17 protein-coding genes are annotated in these 17,601 nt (G+C 62.8%); 5 read left to right on the top strand and 12 right to left on the bottom strand.

Annotated features, from left to right (window positions below):
- Positions 1 to 15 precede the first annotated feature (15 nt).
- Positions 16 to 1,752 carry an ABC-F family ATP-binding cassette domain-containing protein gene (locus AC0V2Y_RS12990; RefSeq protein WP_475414648.1) on the bottom strand — a complete coding sequence of 579 codons (1,737 nt, stop codon included), beginning with the start codon at positions 1,750 to 1,752 and terminating at the stop codon, positions 16 to 18.
- Positions 1,753 to 2,028: 276 nt separating this feature from the next.
- Complete coding sequence (locus AC0V2Y_RS12985; RefSeq protein ID WP_131688328.1) at positions 2,029 to 2,787, bottom strand: ZIP family metal transporter; 759 nt, start codon at positions 2,785 to 2,787, stop codon at positions 2,029 to 2,031.
- Between AC0V2Y_RS12985 and AC0V2Y_RS12980 the strand changes: the two genes are divergently transcribed.
- Positions 2,675 to 3,049, top strand: a complete 375-nt coding sequence (locus AC0V2Y_RS12980; protein ID WP_475414703.1) for a hypothetical protein — start codon at positions 2,675 to 2,677, stop codon at positions 3,047 to 3,049. The genes AC0V2Y_RS12985 and AC0V2Y_RS12980 overlap by 113 nt on opposite strands.
- Here the strand turns inward: AC0V2Y_RS12980 and AC0V2Y_RS12975 are convergent.
- Both AC0V2Y_RS12975 and polA read right to left on the bottom strand, forming a co-directional pair.
- Positions 3,027 to 3,911 (bottom strand): dienelactone hydrolase family protein, encoded by an 885-nt coding sequence (locus AC0V2Y_RS12975; RefSeq protein WP_475414647.1) that lies wholly within the window; start codon positions 3,909 to 3,911, stop codon positions 3,027 to 3,029. The genes AC0V2Y_RS12980 and AC0V2Y_RS12975 overlap by 23 nt on opposite strands.
- A gap of 129 nt (positions 3,912 to 4,040) precedes the next feature.
- Positions 4,041 to 6,803: a DNA polymerase I gene (polA, locus tag AC0V2Y_RS12970; RefSeq protein WP_475414646.1), complete on the bottom strand. Its 2,763-nt coding sequence runs from the start codon at positions 6,801 to 6,803 to the stop codon at positions 4,041 to 4,043.
- A gap of 291 nt (positions 6,804 to 7,094) precedes the next feature.
- On the opposite strand from polA, the gene AC0V2Y_RS12965 reads away from it, so the two are divergent.
- The 3 genes from AC0V2Y_RS12965 to AC0V2Y_RS12955 all read left to right on the top strand — a co-directional run bounded on the left by AC0V2Y_RS12965 (position 7,095) and on the right by AC0V2Y_RS12955 (position 9,325).
- The gene (locus AC0V2Y_RS12965; protein ID WP_475414645.1) at positions 7,095 to 7,490 is read left to right on the top strand and encodes a hypothetical protein; all 396 of its coding nucleotides are present in this window, start codon (positions 7,095 to 7,097) and stop codon (positions 7,488 to 7,490) included.
- Between the two features lie 84 nt (positions 7,491 to 7,574).
- On the top strand, positions 7,575 to 8,531 hold the full coding sequence (locus AC0V2Y_RS12960) for a homoserine kinase (protein WP_475414644.1): 957 nt from the start codon (positions 7,575 to 7,577) through the stop codon (positions 8,529 to 8,531).
- 38 nt (positions 8,532 to 8,569) lie between these two features.
- Positions 8,570 to 9,325, top strand: coding sequence for a BPSS1780 family membrane protein (locus AC0V2Y_RS12955; protein ID WP_475418112.1), 756 nt, complete (start codon positions 8,570 to 8,572; stop codon positions 9,323 to 9,325).
- 197 nt (positions 9,326 to 9,522) lie between these two features.
- On the opposite strand, the gene AC0V2Y_RS12950 is transcribed toward AC0V2Y_RS12955, so the two are convergent.
- Positions 9,523 to 11,832: a UvrD-helicase domain-containing protein gene (locus AC0V2Y_RS12950; protein WP_475414642.1), complete on the bottom strand. Its 2,310-nt coding sequence runs from the start codon at positions 11,830 to 11,832 to the stop codon at positions 9,523 to 9,525.
- Positions 11,833 to 11,941: 109 nt separating this feature from the next.
- Between AC0V2Y_RS12950 and AC0V2Y_RS12945 the strand changes: the two genes are divergently transcribed.
- A complete protein-coding gene (locus AC0V2Y_RS12945) occupies positions 11,942 to 12,217 on the top strand; it encodes a hypothetical protein (protein WP_475414641.1) in 276 nt (91 codons plus the stop codon).
- On the opposite strand, the gene AC0V2Y_RS12940 is transcribed toward AC0V2Y_RS12945, so the two are convergent.
- From AC0V2Y_RS12940 to thiS, 7 genes are all read right to left on the bottom strand, one after another.
- Positions 12,214 to 13,068, bottom strand: coding sequence for a hypothetical protein (locus tag AC0V2Y_RS12940; RefSeq protein ID WP_475414640.1), 855 nt, complete (start codon positions 13,066 to 13,068; stop codon positions 12,214 to 12,216). The genes AC0V2Y_RS12945 and AC0V2Y_RS12940 overlap by 4 nt on opposite strands.
- Before the next feature lie 184 nt (positions 13,069 to 13,252).
- The gene (locus AC0V2Y_RS12935; protein ID WP_035824628.1) at positions 13,253 to 14,359 is read right to left on the bottom strand and encodes an S-(hydroxymethyl)glutathione dehydrogenase/class III alcohol dehydrogenase; all 1,107 of its coding nucleotides are present in this window, start codon (positions 14,357 to 14,359) and stop codon (positions 13,253 to 13,255) included.
- Positions 14,360 to 14,449: 90 nt separating this feature from the next.
- A complete protein-coding gene (locus AC0V2Y_RS12930) occupies positions 14,450 to 15,082 on the bottom strand; it encodes an ANTAR domain-containing response regulator (protein WP_034749164.1) in 633 nt (210 codons plus the stop codon).
- Between the two features lie 78 nt (positions 15,083 to 15,160).
- Entirely contained in the window at positions 15,161 to 15,784 is a 624-nt protein-coding gene (gene thiE, locus AC0V2Y_RS12925; protein ID WP_475414639.1) for a thiamine phosphate synthase, read from the bottom strand.
- 9 nt (positions 15,785 to 15,793) lie between these two features.
- Positions 15,794 to 16,558 (bottom strand): bifunctional hydroxymethylpyrimidine kinase/phosphomethylpyrimidine kinase, encoded by a 765-nt coding sequence (gene thiD / locus AC0V2Y_RS12920; RefSeq protein ID WP_475414701.1) that lies wholly within the window; start codon positions 16,556 to 16,558, stop codon positions 15,794 to 15,796.
- Complete coding sequence (locus tag AC0V2Y_RS12915; RefSeq protein WP_475414638.1) at positions 16,558 to 17,352, bottom strand: thiazole synthase; 795 nt, start codon at positions 17,350 to 17,352, stop codon at positions 16,558 to 16,560. Before AC0V2Y_RS12915 ends, thiD begins: the two co-directional genes overlap by 1 nt.
- A 25-nt stretch (positions 17,353 to 17,377) precedes the next feature.
- Positions 17,378 to 17,581 carry a sulfur carrier protein ThiS gene (thiS, locus tag AC0V2Y_RS12910; protein WP_070222852.1) on the bottom strand — a complete coding sequence of 68 codons (204 nt, stop codon included), beginning with the start codon at positions 17,579 to 17,581 and terminating at the stop codon, positions 17,378 to 17,380.
- Positions 17,582 to 17,601: the final 20 nt, after the last annotated feature.

Genomic DNA, 17,601 nt, shown 5'->3' with positions numbered 1-17,601 from the left:
ATGCCCGGTGGATAACTACGACGTTATCCCCAGCGATTGATTCAGCTGCGCCAATTCCGCCTGCCACGCCTGCTGGCTGGCCGGTTTCTGGTGGCGCGGTTTTCTCGCCATGTCTTCCGCCAGCAATTGCTCCAGTTCGCACAAGCGTTCCAGCTGCAGGTCGATGTCCGTCAGTACCGCAGACGCATTCTCCACGCGTACCACTGGCGCCGACGCCTGTCCATCCTCGGCACTCAACCGTGCATACGCGCTGGCAGCATCCGGCCACTCTTCCAGCCGGCCATCGGCCACTACCCAAAAACGGTTGCACGCCGTTTCGATCAGGTCGCGGTCGTGCGACACCAGCAGACAGCCGCCTGCAAAGCCGCGCAGGGCTTGCCCCAGTTCCGCCTTGCCCTGCATGTCCAGGTGGTTGCTGGGTTCATCGAGCAACAATAAATGGTAGCTGGCCAAGGACAGCCCCAGGAACAGCAGCCGCGCCCGCTCGCCGCCGCTCAGGGTCGCCACCGTCTGGCCATGGCGCGCATACGGGAAACCGGCCGCAATCAAGGCTTGCCTGCGCGCCACCTGGCTGCGCGCAGCCTCGTTCTGCACGGCAAACGGGTACAGGGCGTCGGACAAATCGGCCGTATCGGCCAGTTGCCTGAGCGACTGGTCGTAATAGCCGATGTTGGCCGCGTGGTGGTAGCGCAAGTCGCTGCGTTCCTGCTGCGCCTGGATCGCCTGCCAGCACAGGCGCAGCAAGGACGACTTGCCGCTGCCGTTGGCGCCCAGCAAGGCGACCCTGTCGCCCGGTTTCAGCCACAGCTGGCCGACCTGGAACAGCACGGGAGAAGCGGGCACGGCGCGCACGTCCAGTCCGTCGAGCGTCAGCAGCTGGTCGGCCGCCAGCGCCTTGCCGCGCAAACTCAAACGCCACGGTGCGCCATCGCTGACGAACGATTGCGCATCCTTCAATTTATCGATGCGCCGCTGCATGGTCTTGGCCTTGCGCGCCAGGTCTTCATTGTCATAGGTGCGCCCCCACAACGCCAGGCGGGCGCTGCTAGCGGACAGGCGGTCGATTTCCTTCTGTTCGGCCGCATGCCGGGCGGCGGCGGCCACGTCCGCCTCGGCCAGCGCCGCCAGCGCGGGGCCGCACGGCAAGTCGAAGTCGTACAGGCGGCTATCGCGCAAGATCCAGCTGCGCGTGGCCACGTTGTCCAGCAGGCGCTGGTCGTGCGAGACGAGGATGAAGGCGCCGCGCCAGCGCAGCAGGAATTGCTCCAGCCACAGCAAGGATGGCAAATCCAGGTGATTGCTCGGTTCATCGAGCAGCAGCACGTTCGGCTCCTGCAGCAGGGCGCGCCCCAGCAGCAGCCGCGTGTGCTGGCCGCCGGACAAGGAATGCACGGGCACTTGCGCCGTATCAAGGTCGAAACCCAGTTCGGCAAGCAGGCTGTCGATCCTCCAATGCAGCTCGGGCTGCTCCAGCACGGGCGCCAGCAAGGCGTCGTACAGACTCAGGCTGGCAAGTTCCGGCGGCAAGTGCTGCTCCACGTGCTGCAAGCGGCAGGCACGGGCATAGTGGATGGTGCCGGCAGTGGCTTCCCGCGTGCCGCTGAGCAAGCCCAGCAAGGTGGATTTGCCGCAGCCATTGTGGCCGATCAGGCCGATGCGGTCGCCCTGGCGCAAGGTAAAGGCGAGTTCGTTGAAGAGGAAACCGTCGTGGGTATCCAGTTGTAAAGCTTGTGTCGAGATCAGGGTAGTCATGGCTCTTGTCTTTGTTCGGGATGCAAGCATCCGCGTTAACAGGAGCGCTAACGACAACGGAGTACCAGGAAAGGACTCGTGTAGGAGGGTGACTTTGCTCTGGCCAGGTTATCGCAGCGCGATAGAACGTGGGCAAGAGCTGGCAAATGCGCTTAAAGAGCGTGCGCGCCACAAGGCGAGCAACAAGTTTTCTTCCATTATATTTTCCTCCTTTCTGTGCAAGTTAGTCAAAAAGGCAATATAACATAGCTGGCACTGCGCCGACAGTGCCGGGCATCAACCGCCGTGTTTGTGCCGCGTCAAAAACAGCACGATGCACACGCCCAGCGCGATCAGGAGCACTTGCGGGATGGTTTCGCGCAGGGTGGCGCGGCGCTGCATCTGCGGCATCAGGTCCGACAGGGCAATATAAATGAAGCCGGACGAGGCGAACACGAGCACGTACGGGATCAGATTGCTGGCGCGGTCCAGGGTGAAATAGCCGAGCAAGCCGCCGGCCACCGCCATCAGGCTGCACAGCAGATTGAAGATGTAGGCGCGCAGGCGCGAGAAGCCGGCGTTGAGCAGCACGATGAAATCGCCGATTTCCTGCGGGATTTCATGCGCGATGATGGCCAGGCCCGTGACCAGGCCCAGCTTCGGGTCGGCCAGGAAGGCGGCGGCGATCAAAATGCCGTCCGTAAAGTTGTGCATGCCGTCGCCGACCAGGATCATCCAGCCGGCCTTGCCCGCCTCGTGCTTGTCGTGGCCGTGCGCGTGATGGTGGCCATCGCCTTCGTGGTGGTGCGAATGGCGCAGGATGGCAAATTTTTCCAGCATGAAAAAGGCCAGCAAGCCCGCCAGCAGGGTGGCGAACAGGCTGCGCGGGTCCGCCTGCGACTCGAACGCTTCAGGCAAGGCGTGCAGCAAGGACGTCGACAGCATGATGCCGACGGACAAGCTGACCATGCGCTCGACCACCTTGGACAGGAATGCAAACGAAAAGATCGCCGCCGCGGTAATGCTCAACACGCCCGCGATCGTGGTCGCGAGCAAAATGGATATAAGGACGGGATCGATGATTTTCTTACCTCAAAATGGCGCCGGGTCATGGGCGCCCGCGATGCTGGCGTCTGGCCTGATGACTATTGCTTATTATTTACATTTGCGCGTCTGGCGGCAGCGTAGCGCGATGAAGATGCAATTGTACTGCATTTACACGAACCGGGCATTTTACAGCCCGGTCTGCTTCTCGCGGCAACTTCTGGAAAATGCAGGTATTTTCTGTTGCGGTATTACGCCACGCCGTGGCTTTTGAACCAGGCCAGGCAGCGCGCATAGCCGTCTTTCGCATCGGCCGCCACATAGCTGGGGCGGTAATCGGCGTTGAAGGCGTGACCGGCATCGGCATACACGATGAATTCCGACTGGTTGCCGCCCTTGGCCAGCGCGTCTTTCATCTTGCCGATCGATTCCTGGCTGATGCCCGTATCCTTGCCGCCATACAAGCCCAGCACGGGCACTTTCAAGGTGGCGGCGATGTCGATGGGGTTGCTCGGTTGCAAGGCAGTCGCTTCGCCCACGAGGCGGCCATACCAGGCCACGCCCGCCTTGACGGCCGGATTGTGCGCCGCGTACAGCCACGTGATGCGGCCGCCCCAGCAAAAGCCCGTGATGCCCAGGCGGCTCGTGTCGCCGCCATTCTGTTTCGCCCACGCAACAACCGCATCGAGGTCCGTCATCACTTGCGCATCCGGCGTCTTGGCGATGATGCCTTTCATCAATTCCGGGATGCTGGCCACCTTGGTCGGATCGCCCTGGCGCACGAACAGGTCGGGCGCCAGCGCCAGGTAGCCCTGCTTGGCGAAGCGGCGCGCCATGTCGGCAATGTGCTCGTGCACGCCAAAGATTTCCGAAATGACCAATACCACGGGCAAGCCCGTCTTGCCTTCCGGCTGGGCCGCATACACGGGCACGGCCTGGCCATCGACCATCACCGACATGGTGCCCGTGACGAGCCCGGCGGAATCCGTCTTGATGACGTTTTGCGCCGCCACGGGCAGCACGGCCACGGCAAAGCCCGCGCCCAGCGCCACCTTCAGGAAACCACGCCGGCCATCCGGCCCGGACACGCTGCTCTGGCCCAGCAAACTTTCACAATCGGTGATCATGTCGCTCATGCGCTTCTCCTGAAGGATGTGTTGACAAACAATGTCGGCTTACGCTGCGCTAAGCCGACCTACGGTCATTGCTGAATTAAACATGTAGGTCGGCTTAGCGGGGCATGCCCCGCGTAAGCCGACACAGCATCAATGCGCTTCGTCCCAGTTCTTGCCGACGCCCACCTCGGCCGTCAAAGGCACTTTCAGCGCGGCCACGCCCGCCATCAGTTCCGGCAGCTTGCGCTTGACCAGTTCCAGTTCCGCGTCCGGCACTTCCAGCACCAGTTCATCGTGCACCTGCATGATCATCTTCGTCTGCAAACCATCCTGCTCCAGCCAGCCTTGCACGGCGATCATGGCCAGCTTGATCAGGTCGGCGGCCGTGCCCTGCATCGGCGCGTTGATCGCCGCCCGTTCCGCGCCCTGGCGGCGCGGGCCGTTCGGCGAATTAATCTCCGGCAACCACAAGCGGCGGCCGAAGACGGTTTCCACGTAGCCGCGCGCCTTGGCTTGCTGGCGCGTGTCTTCCATGTACTGTTTCACGCCGGAAAAACGGGCAAAGTAGCGGTCGATATAGCTTTGCGCGGCCGTGCGGTCCACGCCCAGGTTACCGGCCAGGCCGAACGCGCTCATGCCGTAGATCAAACCGAAGTTGATGACCTTGGCGTAGCGGCGCTGTTCGCTCTGCACTTCCGCGGCCGGCACGCCGAAGATTTCAGCGGCCGTGGCGCGGTGAATGTCGATGCCGTCGGCAAACGCGCGCAGCATGGCTTCATCGCCCGAAATGTGCGCCATGATGCGCAATTCGATCTGCGAATAGTCGGCCGACACGATGTGGCTGCCCGGCGGCGCAATGAACGCTTCGCGGATGCGCCGGCCTTCCGTGCTGCGGATGGGAATATTCTGCAAGTTCGGGTCGTTCGACGCCAGACGCCCCGTCACGGCCACGGCTTGCGCATAGTTCGTGTGCACCCTGCCCGTCGTGACGTTGATCATCTTCGGCAATTTATCGGTATACGTCGACTTCAGCTTGGCCATGCCCCGGTATTCGAGCAGCACCTTGGGCAGCGGATAATCCTCGGCCAGCTTTTGCAGCACTTCTTCATCCGTCGACGGCGCGCCCGTCGGGGTTTTCTTGACCACTGGCAGCTTCAATTTTTCAAAGAAGATTTCGCCGATCTGCTTGGGCGAACCCAGGTTGAACGGCTGCTCGGCCAGTTCATACGCCTTCTTTTCCAGCTCGAGGATCTTCACGGCCAGCTCGGCCGACTGGATGTTGAGCAATTCGTCGTCGATCAGCACGCCGTTGCGCTCGATCTTTTGCAAGACCACGGCCGTCGGCATTTCGATCTTTTCATAGATGAACGTGAGTTTTTCATCGTTCGCCACATTGCCCCACATGGCATTGTGCAAACGCAAGGTCACGTCGGCATCCTCGGCCGCGTATTTCGCCGCCTGTTCCACCTCGACTTGATTGAACGTGATCTGCTTGGCGCCCTTGCCGCACACGTCCTCGAACGGGATGGTCGTGTAGTTCAGGTGGCGCAGGGCCAGGCTGTCCATGTCGTGCTTCTTGTGCGACTCGAACACATACGATTCGAGCAGGGTGTCGTGGGCGATACCGCGCAACGTCACGCCATGGTTGGCGAAGATGTGGCTGTCATACTTCAGGTTCTGGCCCAGCTTGGGCTTGGTCTCATCTTCAAGCCACGGGCGCAGTTTCGCCAGCACGTGTTCGCGCGTCAACTGTTCCGGCGCGCCCGCGTAATCGTGGGCCAGCGGGATGTAGCAGGCGGCGTGCTCGGCCACGGACAGGGAAATGCCGACCATTTGCGCCGTCATCGGTTCCAGCGAGGTGGTTTCCGTGTCCACGGCCGTCAGGGCAGCCGCGTCGATCAGGGCGATCCATTTGTCGAGCTGGGCATCCGTCAGCACGGTTTCATATTCGGCTTCCACCGCTGGGGTCGCGTCGGCGAACATGTCGCCCGTCGTGTTCGCAGTCGATGCGCCAGCCGTTGCAGGCGCGCCAACGGGCGACATCGGCGGCGGCGCCGCACCCAGTTCGCGCAGCAGGGCCTTGAAGCCGTAGCGGTTGAAGAAAGCCAGCAGCGCTTCCTTGTCTTCGTGTTTCGCCACCAGCGAATCGGCGATGGTCGTCATGTGGCCGGACAGATCGCAATCGGTCTTGACGGTGATCAAGGCGCGCGCCTGCGGCAGCCATGGCAGGGCCGTGCGCAGGTTTTCACCGACGGCGCCGCCCACACTGGCCGCGTTTTCCATCACGCCTTCCAGGCTGTCGTACAGGGTCAGCCATTTGACGGCCGTTTTCGGCCCGCATTTCGACACGCCCGGCACGTTGTCGACCGTATCGCCGATCAGCGACAGATAATCGATGATGCGCTTGGGCGGCACGCCGAACTTGGCCAGCACGGCCGCTTCGTCGAGCTTTTCATTGCTCATGGTATTGATCAGCATCACCTGGCTGTTGACCAGTTGCGCCAGGTCCTTGTCGCCCGTGGACACCACCACATTCATGCCGGCGGCGGCCGCCTGCACGGCCAGGGTCCCGATCACATCGTCCGCTTCGACGCCGTCGACCATCAAAATGGGCCAGCCCATGGCGCGCACGGCTTCGTGGATCGGTTCGATCTGCAAACGCAGGTCGTCCGGCATCGAGGCGCGCGTGGCCTTGTACTCGGGATACATGTCATCGCGGAAAGTTTTACCCTTGGCATCGAACACGCAGGCGATGTAGGCGGCCGGGTAATCGGCGCGCAGGCGACGCAGCATGTTGACCATGCCGTGCATGGCGCCCGTGGGGTAACCGTCCGGGCTGCGCAGGTCGGGCAGCGCATGGAAGGCGCGATAAAGGTAACTGGAACCGTCGACTAACAGCAGGGTGTTTTGCATAATGCCAATAAAATAAGGTGAGCGCGCCCGCCCAGTGAGCAGAGCGGCGGGCGGGTGGAAGTTCGCCCAATTATCGCAGAGTTTAGGGCCGCGTCACCGGCCGCAATGCGTGCCGTTCCTGGCGTTTTTGCCACCCTGGCGGCCCCGAACGGGCACGCGGGCCGCCGCTGCGGGCCATTTCGGCGCATTTAAACAGCATTGCCTACCAGTTTGTTACAATGCCTTATAGATAAATTGACGGCATTACACCACTGCACGCGCTGCAGTCCCACACATGGAAGCGAACCCATCATGATGCGTACATCGACACTCTGGACATTCCTCGCCCTGCCCCTGCTGGCATGTTCGGCCCTTGCCAGCGCCCAGACGCCGGCCAAACCGAGCGACGCGCCGCCCCAGCTCGAACGTATCGAGGAAATGGGCGAAGCCCCCATCACCGTGGCGCCGGCCGCCGCCAAGCAGCAGATTACCGAAAAACGCGAAGCGGGTGTCACCAGCGAAGTGAAAGTCACCAGCGGCGGCAGCACCTATTACATGAAGCCGGCCGCCGGCGCCGACCAGGCCAACGGCAACGCCCTGCGCGGCCCGCAATGGAAAGTGCTGGAATTTGATCTGGGCAAGAAAAAACAGAAACAACGCGATGAAGAGGCAGCGGACGCGCCAGCACCGCCCGCACCAGCGAAGTAAGCAGCCACTCTCTTCTGCCCTGCCCCGGCCATGCGCGGGGGCAGCCGGCTTTTTTTGACCTTTTAGACCATTCATTTCTTTCCCATGGCAGTTTTTACCGCGCTACACCTGGACGATATCGGCCAGTGGATCACGCAGTTTCCACTCGGCAAACCTCTGGCGCTCAAGGGCATCGCCTCCGGCATCGAAAACAGCAATTTCTTCCTGAGCACGGAGCGCGGCGAGTATGTGCTGACGATCTTTGAAAACCTCAGCTTCGAGCAATTGCCGTTCTACCTGCAACTGATGCGCCATTTGGCGGACCGGGGCGTGCTGGTGCCCGCGCCGATCGCCAATGCCGATGGCGAACTGGTGACGGCCCTGCAAGGCAAGCCGGCCGCCATCGTCAGCAAACTCGACGGCAGCTCGCAGATGGCACCGCAAGCCGTGCATTGCGCCGCTGTCGGCGCCATGCTGGCCAAGATGCATCTGGCGGCGCAGGACTTCCCCCTGCAGCAGCCGAATCTGCGCGGACTGGACTGGTGGAACGCCACCACGCCGCTGGTCTTGCACCACCTCGACGATGCCAGGGCGCACTTGCTGCGCGCGGAAATCCATTTCCAGGACGCCTTTGCCGCCTGCGATACGTATAAAGCCATCCCGCGCGGTCCCGTGCATGCCGACTTGTTCCGCAACAACGTCATGTTTGACGGCGAGCGCCTGACGGGCTTTTTCGACTTTTACTTTGCCGGCTGCGACACCTGGCTGTTCGACGTGGCCGTCACCGTCAACGACTGGTGCGTGGACCTGGCCACGGGCGTGCTCGACACGGTGCGCGTGCGCGCCCTGCTCGACGCCTACCAGGCCGTGCGCCCGTTTACGCATGAAGAACGAACGGCATGGCAGCCGATGCTGCGCGCCGCCGCGCTGCGTTTCTGGCTGTCGCGCCTGTACGATTATTACCAGCCGCGCGAAGCGGAAATGCTGACCCCGCACGATCCCACGCATTTCGAACGTATTCTGCGCGAACGTATCGCCACACCTGCTCCGGAACTGTTTTAAACATGGAAAAATTACCTGCAAGTACAGGTTGGCAATGGGTGAAACAAGGCTTCGGCCTGTTTCGCAAGCAACCTGGCGGCATGTCGATGCTGTTTCTCGGCTATATGTTCTGCATGCTGGCCGTCAGCATCGTGCCCGTGCTCGGCCAATTGCTGCCCGTCATCCTGGTGCCCGTATTCTCCGTCGCCTTCGTGCAAGGCTGCCTGCATATCGACCAGGGCAAGCGCGTCTTGCCCAGTTTGCTGCTCTCGGGCTTCCGCAAGCCGGCGTTTCCGTCCCTGTTCGGACTGGGCGTGCTGTACATCCTCATGGCCATCGTCGCCATCGGCGCCTCGACCCTGGTGGACGGTGGCTTGCTGTGGAAACTGGTCACCGGGCAACTGACGGAAGAAGCGGCGCGCGCCGCCATCCCCGACTCGCGCCTGGGCCTGGGCATCCTGCTGGCCATCGTGCTGTACGTGCCGGCCGCCATGGCCTTCTGCTTTGCCGCGCCGCTGATCTACTGGCGCCAAACCGGCCTGGGCAAGGCGCTGTTCTTCAGCTTTTTCGCCGTCTGGCGTTCGCTGTCGGCCTTCATCGTCTTCGCCGCCACCTGGTTCGCCATCAGCATCGTCACCAGCCAATTGCTGGCCGTTATCTTTGGCCGCACGCCGCTGATGATGCAGCTGATGATGCCGCTGTCGATGATATTGACCATCATCATGCATTGCTCGTTCTACGCCGCCTACCGCCAGATCTTCGGCGTGCCCGTCGATGAGAGCAAGACGGTGTCGCTGGATAAGACCGGAGAGTGATCGCCGGCCAGATGTAAAAAGGGGCAGCCTGCGCAGGCTGCCCCTTTTTTATATATCGAATGCCTTGCAATGCCAACAATGATGTCGGATTACGCTGCGCTAATCCGACCTACACGCTCTCGAATGCCTTGCAATGCCACAGCGTAGGTCGGATTAGCGGCGGCACGCCGCGTAATCCGACGTTGCGCCGTACAACATCACCGTCCCAGACGTTCCAGCTTGGCGATCCCCAGGTCCAGCACCTTCATGCCGTGCTGGCCGAAGTTGATCTGCGCGCGCGCATTGCCGCCGCCGCCTTCGATATTCACGATCACGCCTTCACCGAACTTGGCGTGCGCCACCGATTCGCCGATGCGCCAGCCACCGCCCGAGGCTTTTTGCGCGATCTTTTGCGCAATCGCATTGTCCGAACCGAGACTGGCCACTCTTGGTGCCTCGTCCCAGGCCGACTTGCGGTTGCCGAACCAGTTCGCCTGCACCTTCGGCGACAGCCATTTCAAGGACTCTTCCGGCAACTCGTCGAAGAAGCGCGACTTCATGTTGTAGCGCGTCTGGCCGTGCAACATGCGCGTCTGCGAGAAGCTCATGTAGAGCCGCTTGCGCGCGCGCGTGATGGCCACGTACATCAGCCGGCGTTCCTCTTCCACGCCATTGTCTTCCTTCGAACTGCTTTCGTGCGGGAACAGGCCCTCTTCCAGGCCCGTGATGAACACGTTGTCGAATTCCAGGCCCTTGGCCGAGTGCACGGTCATCATCTGCAGCGCATCCTGGCCCGCCTGCGCCTGGTTGTCGCCCGCTTCCAGCGACGCGTGCGATAAAAATGCGGAGAGCGGCGACATCACGGCCGGCAGCGGCGCGTCGGCATCGAGGATTTCGATGCCATCCTGGTTGACGACGGGCGCGCCCGACTGCGCCTGGGCGGCTGGTCCCAGGTGGGCCGGTGCGCCCTGTCCAAAACCTTCCTCGGAAATGAACTGGCTGGCCGCGCTGACCATCTGCTCCAGATTCTCGATGCGGTCGGCACCTTCCTTTTCATTCTGATAATGCTGCAGCAAGGTACTCGCTTCCAGCACGACTCTGACCATTTCCGGCAGGGACAATTGCTGCGTTTCGAAACGCACGCCCTCGATCAATTTCACGAAACCGGCCAGCACGCTGCCCGCCTTGCCCGCCACATACGGCACGGAAGCGTACAGCGAAATGCCGTACTGCTCCGACGCGGCCTGCAATTGCTCGATCGAGCGCATGCCGATGCCGCGCGTGGGGAAGTTCACGACGCGCAGGAAGGCCGAATCGTTGTGCGGATTGTCCATCAATTGCAAATAAGCAATCGCGTGCTTGACCTCGGCGCGCTGGAAGTAGCGCTGGCCGCCATACACGTGGTAGGGAATGGCGGCCGAAAACAGCGCGTGTTCGATCACGCGCGACTGCGCATTCGAACGGTACAGAATGGCGATTTCGCTGCGCGAGGCGCCGTCGGCGATCAGGCTTTTCGCCTCTTCGATGATCCACTGCGCTTCCTGCAGGTCGGAACTGGCTTCATACACGCGCACCTGCTCGCCATGGCCCGCGTCCGTGCGCAGATTCTTGCCGAGGCGCTTGCTATTGTTCGCGATCAACACGTTGGCGCTGTCGAGGATGTGGCCGTGCGAGCGGTAGTTCTGCTCCAGCTTGATCAAGTTCTTGACCTGAAACTCATGCTCGAAGGCGCTCATATTACCCACGTTGGCGCCGCGGAAGGCATAGATGCTCTGGTCGTCGTCGCCGACGGCAAACAGGGCGCCGCCATCGCGGCTGCCATGGCCGGCCAGCAATTTCAACCAGTTGTATTGCAGGTTGTTCGTATCCTGGAACTCGTCCACGAGAATATGGCGGAAGCGCGCCTGGTAATGCTCGCGCAATGGTTGATTGCGGCTCAGCAACTCATACGTGCGCAGCAGCAATTCCGCAAAATCGACGACGCCTTCGCGCTGGCACTGGTCGTCGTACAGCTGGTACAGCTCGACCATCTTGCGCTCGTGCGCGTCATACGCTTCCACGTCCGTGGCGCGCAAGCCCTGGTCCTTGGCATTGTTGATGAAATACATCACCGTCTTCGGCGGGAATTTCTCATCATCGATGTTGTTCGCCTTCAACAAGCGCTTGATCACGGATAGCTGATCCTGCGAATCGAGGATCTGGAAGGTCTGCGGCAGGGCCGCGTCGCGGTAGTGCGTGCGCAGCAAGCGGTTGCACAGGCCGTGGAAGGTGCCGATCCACATGCCGCGCGTGTTGATCGGCAGCATGGCCGACAGGCGCGTGAGCATTTCCTTGGCGGCTTTATTGGTAAAGGTCACGGCCAGGATGCCGGGCGGCGATACCTGCTGGGTCTGGATCAGCCACGCAATGCGGGTGGTCAGCACGCGGGTCTTGCCCGAACCGGCGCCGGCCAGGATCAGCGCATGCTGGGCCGGCAGGGTGACGGCAGCCAATTGTTCGGGATTGAGGTTGTGAAGAAGATTTTGCATGCCGTGATTATACCGGCATGGCTAAAAATACTGTGCATTTGTCCAGCGGTCGCGCCATTTTACCCGCGCGCGCTACAATCGCTATCCCGACACAGCGGCCTGTATCCCCATGACACCCCCCACCCACCTCGACGGCGCCCGCGTACTGGCCTGGGCCTGGTCCGACCTGCCCTTCGGCCACCTCACCGATGAGCATGGCACCGCCCCCGCCGCCATCCACGGCCTGGCCGTGTGCCAGTATGCGGGCGAGGCGCGCGTCTACCGTTTCAGCTGCGACGCGCGCTGGGAAACGCTGCAGGACGAGGTGTATGCCAGCGAAGGCGAGGCCAGGGTGCAGCTGCCGTCGCAATACCGCGCCGTGGCCGCCAGCTGGAACCAAGTCTAGCGCACCGGCTTGGCCTTGCCCTCGCTGAGCGCCTGGGCGATCACCTGGCGCGTGGTCTTGTCGGCTGCCTTGGTGGCCTTTTCCTGCTGGCGTCCCAGCGCTTCCATCTGCTTGCCCAGGGTTTCCATCGGCTTGCCGCGCTGATCCATCTGGCGCGACAGCGCATCCACCTTGTCCGCCTCGCGTTCTTGCGCGGCGGCAATGCGGTCGTTGACCTCTTCCATGGCGTCCTGCGCATCTTCCATCTGCTGCTGCAGGCGTTCCACCTCGCGCCCGGCCGTGCGGCGCGCCGTCTCCGTGGTCGCCTGCGCCTGGCGGCGCGCCGCCTCGCCCATCTTGCGGCCCAGTTCCTGCTGCTGTCGGCCCAGCGCCTGCAGTTGCGCCACATCGCGCGCGCCGACGTTCGCCTGCGCCGCGCCATGGGCGCCCATCTTGCTGCCCAGTTCGCCCATCGCCTTGCCGTGTTCGCTCATCTGCTTGCCCAGGCCGCTCATCTGAAAACCCAGATCTTGCGAGGGCTTCCAGGCGTCGCGCACGCGGGCCAGCAGCGCGGCATCCTGCGTCACATAGCCCTTGCCCTGGTCGCGGAACCACAGGAACTGCCCCTTGAGCGAACGCTGCAGCTGCTTGATCTGCTGGCCGTCGACATCGGTGCCGGCCATGGTGACGCTGTCCTCGCTGCTGTCGACGAGCGCATAGCCATCGCCGCTGCCCATGGAAATATTGATCTGCTTGCTCGGCGCGGCCGGTGCGGCTGGCGGCGCGGGCGGCTGCGGCGGCTGTACGGCCAGCGCGCTGCCGCCAAGCACAATACCGGCCAGGCTGAGGATCAAACGGTGGGAAGTGGACATGGCTGCCTCGTCGCAAAAGTAGTGGAGCATCGACTGTAGCGGCGGATGGCGCACGGCTCCAGCGCGCTGCGACAGGCTGCAAAAAGACCTGCCTGGATGGCAGACTCGGACGATGGATGGCACGCGGGGCAAAAAAAACGGAGGCCGCAGCCTCCGCAAAAACGCCGTGGTACGGCGTAATGTATTAGTACAGCACGACGGAGCGGATCGATTCGCCGCTCTTCATCAGGTCGAAGCCCTGGTTGATGTCGTCGAGCTTCAAGCGGTGCGTGATCAAATCGTCGATATTGAGCTTGCCTTCCATGTACCAGTCGACGATCTTCGGCACGTCCGTGCGTCCGCGCGCGCCGCCGAAGGCGGAACCTTTCCACACGCGCCCCGTCACCAGCTGGAATGGACGGGTGGAAATTTCCTGGCCGGCCGCCGCCACGCCGATGATGATGGACTGGCCCCAGCCCTTGTGGCAGCACTCGAGCGACTGGCGCATGGTGGTGGTGTTGCCGATGCATTCAAACGAATAGTCGGCGCCGCCGTCCGTCAGCTGCACGATGGTGTCGACCACGTTTTCCACTTCGTTGGCGTTGACGAAATGCGTCATGCCGAACTTGCGGGCGATGTCCTGGCGCGCCGGGTTGATGTCGACGCCGATGATTTTATCGGCGCCGACCATCTTCGCCGCCTGGATCACGTTCAGGCCGATGCCGCCCAGGCCGAACACGACCACGTTGGCTCCCGCCTCGACCTTGGCCGTAAACAGCACGGCGCCCACGCCGGTGGTGACGCCGCAGCCGATGTAGCAGACTTTATCGAATGGCGCGTCTTCGCGGATCTTCGCCAGGGCGATTTCCGGCACCACGATGTAGTTCGAGAAAGTGGACGTGCCCATGTAGTGGAAGATGGGCTTGCCGTCGATGGAGAAGCGCGAGGTGGCGTCCGGCATCAGGCCGCGGCCCTGCGTCGAGCGGATCGATTGGCACAGGTTGGTTTTTTGCGACAGGCAGAATTTGCACTGGCGGCACTCCGGCGTGTACAGGGGGATGACGTGGTCATCCTTCTTCAGGCTTTTCACGCCCGGGCCCACGTCGACGACGATGCCGGCGCCTTCATGGCCGAGGATGGACGGGAAGATGCCTTCCGGATCGGCGCCCGACAGGGTGTAGTAATCGGTATGGCAAATGCCCGTGGCCTTGATTTCGACCAGTACCTCGCCCTCGCGCGGGCCAGCCAGGTCGACTTCTTCGATGGTCAACGGGGCGCCCGCCTTCCAGGCAATCGCTGCTTTGGTTTTCATGTGTGTCCTGTCTATGGTTGAACCAGGCGCGCCAGCGCGCCGTATCGCCACATCATAGCAAGGCAGGCATGCGGGCGCGAGAGGATACGCTTACTTGGTCTTTGCCCGGTTCAAAAATGCGCCATGCAAGCCGTTCAGGGTTTCCTCGGCCAGCAGCAGCTGGCTGGCGATTTCATTGATCTTGCGGCGGCTGGAACGGGCATGGTCGCGCAGCACCTCGAACGCCGTGTTGCGGTCCGTCTGGAACTTGCCCATCAGCAAACCCACGGCCAGGCTCGTTTCGCGTCCCGCGGCCAGCGCCGCGTTCAGGTTCAGCTCGGTGCGCCGCAGCTGGCGGATCTCGTCCGCACGGGCCAGGCCCGCTTCGAACGCGGGCATCAAACGGCCTTCATCGACGGGTTTGACGACATAGCCGACGGCGCCGTAGGCGGCCGCCTGCTTGCCCGATTCGCTGTCGCCGCTGCCGGACAGGAACATGAACGGCACGGCCGTCTCGCCATGCAGGCGCTTGGCCAGTTCCAGGCCGGACATGCCCGGCATGTGGATGTCGAGCAAGGCCAGGTCCGGCTCGCGCTGGGCGATCAGCTGCAGCGCCACTTCGGCCGAATGGGCCAGGGCCGTTTCATAACCGGCATGGCGCAGGACTTCGCCGAGGAATTCCAACAGGAGCTGGTCATCGTCAACGATCAGGATAAGGCGTTTCGCGGCGGCTGGCTGACTCATGGGTGGGGGACCTCGGTAATGAATGATGTTCTTATTATATGCCGATTATTGCCCCAAACCAGCCCTGCACGTCCATGCTCATACCGCGAACAAGTGGTTGAATTGCTGCACCGCAATATTCACATCGTCCGCCTCGTATGCATTGTTAAAGACGCTGCTGATGGCGGCCACCATGTCGGCGCCACGCGCCACCAGCGGCGCCGCGTTCTCCGGCGTCATGCCGCCGATCACCACGCACGGCAAGGCGATCTCGCGCTTGGCCTGCAGCACGATATCCAAGGGCGTGGTCACCGGATACTTTTTCACCAGCGAGGGATAAAAACCGCCGAAGGCCACATAGCTGGCGCCGCCCGCCTCAGCCGTCCGTGCCAGGGCCATGTCGCCATAGCAGGAAGCGCCGACGATCTTGTCCTTGCCCAGGCGCGCGCGCGCCTGCGCCACGGACGCGTCCGTGCCGCCCACGTGCACGCCATCCGCGTCGAGTTCTTCGCACAGTTCGATAAAATCGTTGATGATGAAGGGCACGCCATACTTGCGGGCCAGGGCCAGCAAGGCGCCCGCCTGCTCGCGCCGCTGCTGCGCGTCGGCGCTCTTGTGGCGATATTGCAGCAGAGCCACGCCTGCCTGCAAGGCTTGCTCGCTCACGTCGAGCAGGTGGTCGGTGTCGTCCCAGTTCGGGGTAACCAGATACAGTCCACGCATGATATTTCCTTATTGAATGAATCGTTGCGGCATGAGTTGACCTGGCGCAATCGCATACGCGCCGGCCAGGGCCGCATGGCAATAGCTTTGCGCCAGATCCAGCGCTTCAGGCAGCGCCTGTCCCAGCGCCAGATGCGCCGCGATGGCCGAGGCCAGGGTGCAGCCGCTGCCGTGAAACTCGCCGGACAAGCGCGGCCAGCGCCATTCGCGCTCCCCGCCGACGCTATCGAAGCAGCGGTTGACGACCGTCTCGCCCTCGCCGTGGCCGCCCGTCACCAGCACGTGCTGGCAGCCTTGCGCCCGCAAGGCTGCTTCGCCGCCGAGGGCCGCCGCCTCCGGCCCGTTCGGTACGATCACGGTCGTCACCGGCAACAAGGGCGCCAGCGCCAGCACGGCATCGTCCCGGCTGAGTACGTCGCCATGGCCGCTGGCCAGCACGGGATCGAGCACCACGGGCAAGTCCGGTCGGCTTTGGCGCAATTGCGCGATCAGCTGCGCGATGACGGTCGCATTCGCGGCGCTGCCGGGAATGCCGATCTTCACGGCATCGATGGCGATCTTGTCGATCAGCGCCAGCGCCTGCCGGCGCAGCAGCTCCGGCGCCACCGGCTCGACAGCAAACACGCGGTCATTGTCCTGCACCGTCAGCGCCGTAATCACGGGCAAGGCATGCGCGCCCTGCGCCGCAATCGCGACAATATCGGCGGCGATGCCGGCCCCGCCCGACGGGTCGACGCCGGCAAACACGAGCACGGTGCGGTGCATCGGCACCATCACGCCAGGCGGCCCGCCATCGGCGACGATGGCGAAGCGGCGAATTTGCGCGGCATGCGTCCCGCCAGGAACGCTTCGCGCCCGGCCCGCACGGCCAGCTTCATGGCGCGCGCCATGCGCACGGGGTCGCGCGCGCCGGCAATGGCCGTGTTCATCAGCACGCCATCGCAGCCGAGTTCCATGGCAATGGCCGCATCCGACGCCGTGCCCACGCCCGCGTCCACCAGCACGGGCACCTTGGCCTGGTCGATGATCAAGGACAAATTCCACGGATTCAGGATGCCCATGCCCGAGCCGATCAGGGACGCCAGCGGCATGACGGCCACGCAGCCGATGTCTTCCAGAATCTTCGCCTGGATGGGGTCATCGCTGCAGTAGACCATCACGTCAAAGCCATCCTTGACCAGCGCCTCGGCCGCGATCAAGGTTTCCGGCATGTGCGGGAACAGGGTCTTTTCATCGCCCAGCACTTCCAGCTTGACCAGGTTGCGCCCGCCCAGCAGCTCGCGCGCCAGCTGCAGCGTGTACACGGCATCTTTCGCGTTGTAGCAGCCGGCCGTGTTCGGGAGTATCGTGTACTGGTCGGGCGGCACGAAGTCGAGCAGGCTGGGCGCATTCGGGTCCTGGCCAATGTTGACCCGGCGAATCGCCACCGTGATGATCTGCGCCTCGGCAGCGTCCGTCGCTTCGCGCGTCTGCGGCAAGTCCTTGTACTTGCCGCTGCCCACCAGCAAGCGCGATTGGTATTGTTTGCCTGCGATGGTCAGCAGGTCGTCATGTGTTGCGGTAATCATGTGCTTTTCCTTGTCTATTCTCAACTTAGCCGCCGCCGATGGCGCGCACGATCTCTACTTGGTCTTGCGTTTGCAAGACCTGTCCCGGCCACGCCTTGCGCGGCACGACGTTGCGGTTGACGGCCAGCGCCAGCGCCTGGTTTTCCAGCGACAGCGCGGCGATCAATTGATCGAGTGTCTGCCCGGGCGGCACCTGGTGCGGCGCGCCGTTGAGCGTGATGGATATCAATGCAGGCATCACGCTCTCCT

Source organism: Janthinobacterium sp. BHSEK (assembly GCF_056174685.1).
This window is presented reverse-complemented; position numbering and strand designations above follow the sequence as displayed.

Excerpts from the sequence above, each read along its gene's own strand:
- AC0V2Y_RS12935 (WP_035824628.1), bottom strand. The coding sequence starts at position 14,359 with ATGAAAACCAAAGCAGCGATTGCCTGGAAGGCGGGCGCCCCGTTGACC.
- AC0V2Y_RS12990 (WP_475414648.1), bottom strand. The coding sequence starts at position 1,752 with ATGACTACCCTGATCTCGACACAAGCTTTACAACTGGATACCCACGAC.
- AC0V2Y_RS12950 (WP_475414642.1), bottom strand. The coding sequence starts at position 11,832 with ATGCAAAATCTTCTTCACAACCTCAATCCCGAACAATTGGCTGCCGTC.
- AC0V2Y_RS12980 (WP_475414703.1), top strand. The coding sequence starts at position 2,675 with ATGATGCCGACGGACAAGCTGACCATGCGCTCGACCACCTTGGACAGG.
- polA (WP_475414646.1), bottom strand. The coding sequence starts at position 6,803 with ATGCAAAACACCCTGCTGTTAGTCGACGGTTCCAGTTACCTTTATCGC.
- AC0V2Y_RS12945 (WP_475414641.1), top strand. The coding sequence starts at position 11,942 with ATGACACCCCCCACCCACCTCGACGGCGCCCGCGTACTGGCCTGGGCC.
- thiE (WP_475414639.1), bottom strand. The coding sequence starts at position 15,784 with ATGCGTGGACTGTATCTGGTTACCCCGAACTGGGACGACACCGACCAC.
- AC0V2Y_RS12965 (WP_475414645.1), top strand. The coding sequence starts at position 7,095 with ATGATGCGTACATCGACACTCTGGACATTCCTCGCCCTGCCCCTGCTG.
- AC0V2Y_RS12915 (WP_475414638.1), bottom strand. The coding sequence starts at position 17,352 with ATGATTACCGCAACACATGACGACCTGCTGACCATCGCAGGCAAACAA.
- AC0V2Y_RS12940 (WP_475414640.1), bottom strand. The coding sequence starts at position 13,068 with ATGTCCACTTCCCACCGTTTGATCCTCAGCCTGGCCGGTATTGTGCTT.
- thiD (WP_475414701.1), bottom strand. The coding sequence starts at position 16,558 with ATGGTGCCGATGCACCGCACCGTGCTCGTGTTTGCCGGCGTCGACCCG.
- AC0V2Y_RS12930 (WP_034749164.1), bottom strand. The coding sequence starts at position 15,082 with ATGAGTCAGCCAGCCGCCGCGAAACGCCTTATCCTGATCGTTGACGAT.
- AC0V2Y_RS12960 (WP_475414644.1), top strand. The coding sequence starts at position 7,575 with ATGGCAGTTTTTACCGCGCTACACCTGGACGATATCGGCCAGTGGATC.
- AC0V2Y_RS12975 (WP_475414647.1), bottom strand. The coding sequence starts at position 3,911 with ATGAGCGACATGATCACCGATTGTGAAAGTTTGCTGGGCCAGAGCAGC.